At 52.6% G+C, this 5,287-nt stretch carries 2 tRNA genes and 3 rRNA genes; all 5 read right to left on the reverse strand.

Annotated features, from left to right (window positions below):
- Window positions 1–10 precede the first annotated feature (10 nt).
- Window positions 11–126, reverse strand: a 5S ribosomal RNA gene (rrf, locus tag ACFQZ6_RS35515).
- Window positions 127–218: 92 nt separating this feature from the next.
- A 23S ribosomal RNA gene (locus tag ACFQZ6_RS35520) occupies window positions 219–3,121 on the reverse strand.
- Window positions 3,122–3,298: 177 nt separating this feature from the next.
- Window positions 3,299–3,366: transfer RNA gene (locus tag ACFQZ6_RS35525), tRNA-Lys, on the reverse strand.
- A 35-nt stretch (window positions 3,367–3,401) separates the two neighbouring features.
- Window positions 3,402–3,478, reverse strand: a tRNA-Ile gene (locus tag ACFQZ6_RS35530).
- A gap of 68 nt (window positions 3,479–3,546) precedes the next feature.
- Window positions 3,547–5,088, reverse strand: a 16S ribosomal RNA gene (locus ACFQZ6_RS35535).
- The 16S, 23S and 5S rRNA genes sit together here with 2 tRNA genes alongside, the layout of an rRNA operon.
- Window positions 5,089–5,287: the final 199 nt, after the last annotated feature.

Raw genomic sequence — 5,287 nt, forward strand, 5'->3', positions numbered from 1 at the left:
TTAATTTGATGCCTGGCAGTTCCCTACTCTCGCATGGGGAGACCCCACACTACCATCGGCGCTACGGCGTTTCACTTCTGAGTTCGGCATGGGGTCAGGTGGGACCACCGCGCTAAGGCCGCCAGGCAAATTCTGTTTTATCAGACCGCTTCTGCGTTCTGATTTAATCTGTATCAGGCTGAAAATCTTCTCTTCCGCCAAAACATCTTCGGCGTTGTAAGGTTAAGCCTCACGGTTCATTAGTACCGGTTAGCTCAACGCATCGCTGCGCTTACACACCCGGCCTATCAACGTCGTCGTCTTCAACGTTCCTTCAGGACTCTCAAGGAGTCAGGGAGAACTCATCTCGGGGCAAGTTTCGTGCTTAGATGCTTTCAGCACTTATCTCTTCCGCATTTAGCTACCGGGCAGTGCCATTGGCATGACAACCCGAACACCAGTGATGCGTCCACTCCGGTCCTCTCGTACTAGGAGCAGCCCCCCTCAGTTCTCCAGCGCCCACGGCAGATAGGGACCGAACTGTCTCACGACGTTCTAAACCCAGCTCGCGTACCACTTTAAATGGCGAACAGCCATACCCTTGGGACCTACTTCAGCCCCAGGATGTGATGAGCCGACATCGAGGTGCCAAACACCGCCGTCGATATGAACTCTTGGGCGGTATCAGCCTGTTATCCCCGGAGTACCTTTTATCCGTTGAGCGATGGCCCTTCCATTCAGAACCACCGGATCACTATGACCTGCTTTCGCACCTGCTCGCGCCGTCACGCTCGCAGTCAAGCTGGCTTATGCCATTGCACTAACCTCCTGATGTCCGACCAGGATTAGCCAACCTTCGTGCTCCTCCGTTACTCTTTAGGAGGAGACCGCCCCAGTCAAACTACCCACCAGACACTGTCCGCAACCCGGATTACGGGGCCAACGTTAGAACATCAAACATTAAAGGGTGGTATTTCAAGGTCGGCTCCATGCAGACTGGCGTCCACACTTCAAAGCCTCCCACCTATCCTACACATCAAGGCTCAATGTTCAGTGTCAAGCTATAGTAAAGGTTCACGGGGTCTTTCCGTCTTGCCGCGGGTACACTGCATCTTCACAGCGAGTTCAATTTCACTGAGTCTCGGGTGGAGACAGCCTGGCCATCATTACGCCATTCGTGCAGGTCGGAACTTACCCGACAAGGAATTTCGCTACCTTAGGACCGTTATAGTTACGGCCGCCGTTTACCGGGGCTTCGATCAAGAGCTTCGCTTGCCGCTAACCCCATCAATTAACCTTCCGGCACCGGGCAGGCGTCACACCGTATACGTCCACTTTCGTGTTTGCACAGTGCTGTGTTTTTAATAAACAGTTGCAGCCAGCTGGTATCTTCGACTGATTTCAGCTCCATCCGCAAGGGCTTCACCTACATATCAGCGTGCCTTCTCCCGAAGTTACGGCACCATTTTGCCTAGTTCCTTCACCCGAGTTCTCTCAAGCGCCTTGGTATTCTCTACCTGACCACCTGTGTCGGTTTGGGGTACGATTTGATGTTACCTGATGCTTAGAGGCTTTTCCTGGAAGCAGGGCATTTGTTGCTTCAGCACCGTAGTGCCTCGTCATCACGCCTCAGCCTTGATTTTCCGGATTTGCCTGGAAAACCAGCCTACACGCTTAAACCGGGACAACCGTCGCCCGGCCAACATAGCCTTCTCCGTCCCCCCTTCGCAGTAACACCAAGTACAGGAATATTAACCTGTTTCCCATCGACTACGCCTTTCGGCCTCGCCTTAGGGGTCGACTCACCCTGCCCCGATTAACGTTGGACAGGAACCCTTGGTCTTCCGGCGAGCGGGCTTTTCACCCGCTTTATCGTTACTTATGTCAGCATTCGCACTTCTGATACCTCCAGCATGCCTCACAGCACACCTTCACAGGCTTACAGAACGCTCCCCTACCCAACAACGCATAGTGTCGCTGCCGCAGCTTCGGTGCATGGTTTAGCCCCGTTACATCTTCCGCGCAGGCCGACTCGACCAGTGAGCTATTACGCTTTCTTTAAATGATGGCTGCTTCTAAGCCAACATCCTGGCTGTCTGGGCCTTCCCACATCGTTTCCCACTTAACCATGACTTTGGGACCTTAGCTGGCGGTCTGGGTTGTTTCCCTCTTCACGACGGACGTTAGCACCCGCCGTGTGTCTCCCGTGATAACATTCTCCGGTATTCGCAGTTTGCATCGGGTTGGTAAGTCGGGATGACCCCCTTGCCGAAACAGTGCTCTACCCCCGGAGATGAATTCACGAGGCGCTACCTAAATAGCTTTCGGGGAGAACCAGCTATCTCCCGGTTTGATTGGCCTTTCACCCCCAGCCACAAGTCATCCGCTAATTTTTCAACATTAGTCGGTTCGGTCCTCCAGTTAGTGTTACCCAACCTTCAACCTGCCCATGGCTAGATCACCGGGTTTCGGGTCTATACCCTGCAACTTAACGCCCAGTTAAGACTCGGTTTCCCTTCGGCTCCCCTATTCGGTTAACCTTGCTACAGAATATAAGTCGCTGACCCATTATACAAAAGGTACGCAGTCACCCCATTAAGAGGCTCCCACTGCTTGTACGTACACGGTTTCAGGTTCTTTTTCACTCCCCTCGCCGGGGTTCTTTTCGCCTTTCCCTCACGGTACTGGTTCACTATCGGTCAGTCAGGAGTATTTAGCCTTGGAGGATGGTCCCCCCATATTCAGACAGGATACCACGTGTCCCGCCCTACTCATCGAGCTCACAGCATGTGCATTTTTGTGTACGGGGCTGTCACCCTGTATCGCGCGCCTTTCCAGACGCTTCCACTAACACACACACTGATTCAGGCTCTGGGCTCCTCCCCGTTCGCTCGCCGCTACTGGGGGAATCTCGGTTGATTTCTTTTCCTCGGGGTACTTAGATGTTTCAGTTCCCCCGGTTCGCCTCATTAACCTATGGATTCAGTTAATGATAGTGTGTCGAAACACACTGGGTTTCCCCATTCGGAAATCGCCGGTTATAACGGTTCATATCACCTTACCGACGCTTATCGCAGATTAGCACGTCCTTCATCGCCTCTGACTGCCAGGGCATCCACCGTGTACGCTTAGTCGCTTAACCTCACAACCCGAAGATGTTTCTTGCGATTCATCATCGTGTTGCGAAAATTTGAGAGACTCACGAACAACTTTCGTTGTTCAGTGTTTCAATTTTCAGCTTGATCCAGATTTTTAAAGAGCAAAACTTCTCAGTGAACCTTTGCACACCTGAAGTATTTTTTTTTAATCACTACAGAGATGGTGGAGCTATGCATTGAACCGCAACCTCCTGCAAAGCAGGCGCTCTCCCAGCTGAGCTATAGCCCCATGTAGTTACCGCCGTCAAATTTGCGGTGCAAATTTGGTAGGCCTGAGTGGACTTGAACCACCGACCTCACCCTTATCAGGGGTGCGCTCTAACCACCTGAGCTACAAGCCTGTAGAGGTTTTACTGCTCATTTTCATCAGACAATCTGTGTGAGCACTGCAAAGTACGCTTCTTTAAGGTAAGGAGGTGATCCAACCGCAGGTTCCCCTACGGTTACCTTGTTACGACTTCACCCCAGTCATGAATCACAAAGTGGTAAGCGCCCTCCCGAAGGTTAAGCTACCTACTTCTTTTGCAACCCACTCCCATGGTGTGACGGGCGGTGTGTACAAGGCCCGGGAACGTATTCACCGTGGCATTCTGATCCACGATTACTAGCGATTCCGACTTCATGGAGTCGAGTTGCAGACTCCAATCCGGACTACGACGCACTTTATGAGGTCCGCTTGCTCTCGCGAGGTCGCTTCTCTTTGTATGCGCCATTGTAGCACGTGTGTAGCCCTGGTCGTAAGGGCCATGATGACTTGACGTCATCCCCACCTTCCTCCAGTTTATCACTGGCAGTCTCCTTTGAGTTCCCGGCCGGACCGCTGGCAACAAAGGATAAGGGTTGCGCTCGTTGCGGGACTTAACCCAACATTTCACAACACGAGCTGACGACAGCCATGCAGCACCTGTCTCACGGTTCCCGAAGGCACATTCTCATCTCTGAAAACTTCCGTGGATGTCAAGACCAGGTAAGGTTCTTCGCGTTGCATCGAATTAAACCACATGCTCCACCGCTTGTGCGGGCCCCCGTCAATTCATTTGAGTTTTAACCTTGCGGCCGTACTCCCCAGGCGGTCGACTTAACGCGTTAGCTCCGGAAGCCACGCCTCAAGGGCACAACCTCCAAGTCGACATCGTTTACGGCGTGGACTACCAGGGTATCTAATCCTGTTTGCTCCCCACGCTTTCGCACCTGAGCGTCAGTCTTCGTCCAGGGGGCCGCCTTCGCCACCGGTATTCCTCCAGATCTCTACGCATTTCACCGCTACACCTGGAATTCTACCCCCCTCTACGAGACTCAAGCTTGCCAGTATCAGATGCAGTTCCCAGGTTGAGCCCGGGGATTTCACATCTGACTTAACAAACCGCCTGCGTGCGCTTTACGCCCAGTAATTCCGATTAACGCTTGCACCCTCCGTATTACCGCGGCTGCTGGCACGGAGTTAGCCGGTGCTTCTTCTGCGGGTAACGTCAATGAGCAAAGGTATTAACTTTACTCCCTTCCTCCCCGCTGAAAGTACTTTACAACCCGAAGGCCTTCTTCATACACGCGGCATGGCTGCATCAGGCTTGCGCCCATTGTGCAATATTCCCCACTGCTGCCTCCCGTAGGAGTCTGGACCGTGTCTCAGTTCCAGTGTGGCTGGTCATCCTCTCAGACCAGCTAGGGATCGTCGCCTAGGTGAGCCGTTACCCCACCTACTAGCTAATCCCATCTGGGCACATCCGATGGCAAGAGGCCCGAAGGTCCCCCTCTTTGGTCTTGCGACGTTATGCGGTATTAGCTACCGTTTCCAGTAGTTATCCCCCTCCATCAGGCAGTTTCCCAGACATTACTCACCCGTCCGCCACTCGTCAGCAAAGCAGCAAGCTGCTTCCTGTTACCGTTCGACTTGCATGTGTTAGGCCTGCCGCCAGCGTTCAATCTGAGCCATGATCAAACTCTTCAATTTAAAAGTTTGATGCTCAAAGAATTAAACTTCGTAATGAATTACGTGTTCACTCTGAGACTTGGTATTCATTTTTCGTCTTGCGACGTCAAGAATCCGTATCTTCGAGTGCCCACACAGATTGTCTGATAAATTGTTAAAGAGCAGTGCCGCGACGCGGCTTTCAGCTCACTGTCGCGAGGTGGCGTATATTACGCTTTCC

This window comes from Streptomyces flavalbus, assembly GCF_042674625.1.
Lineage (GTDB): Bacteria > Actinomycetota > Actinomycetes > Streptomycetales > Streptomycetaceae > Streptomyces > Streptomyces flavalbus.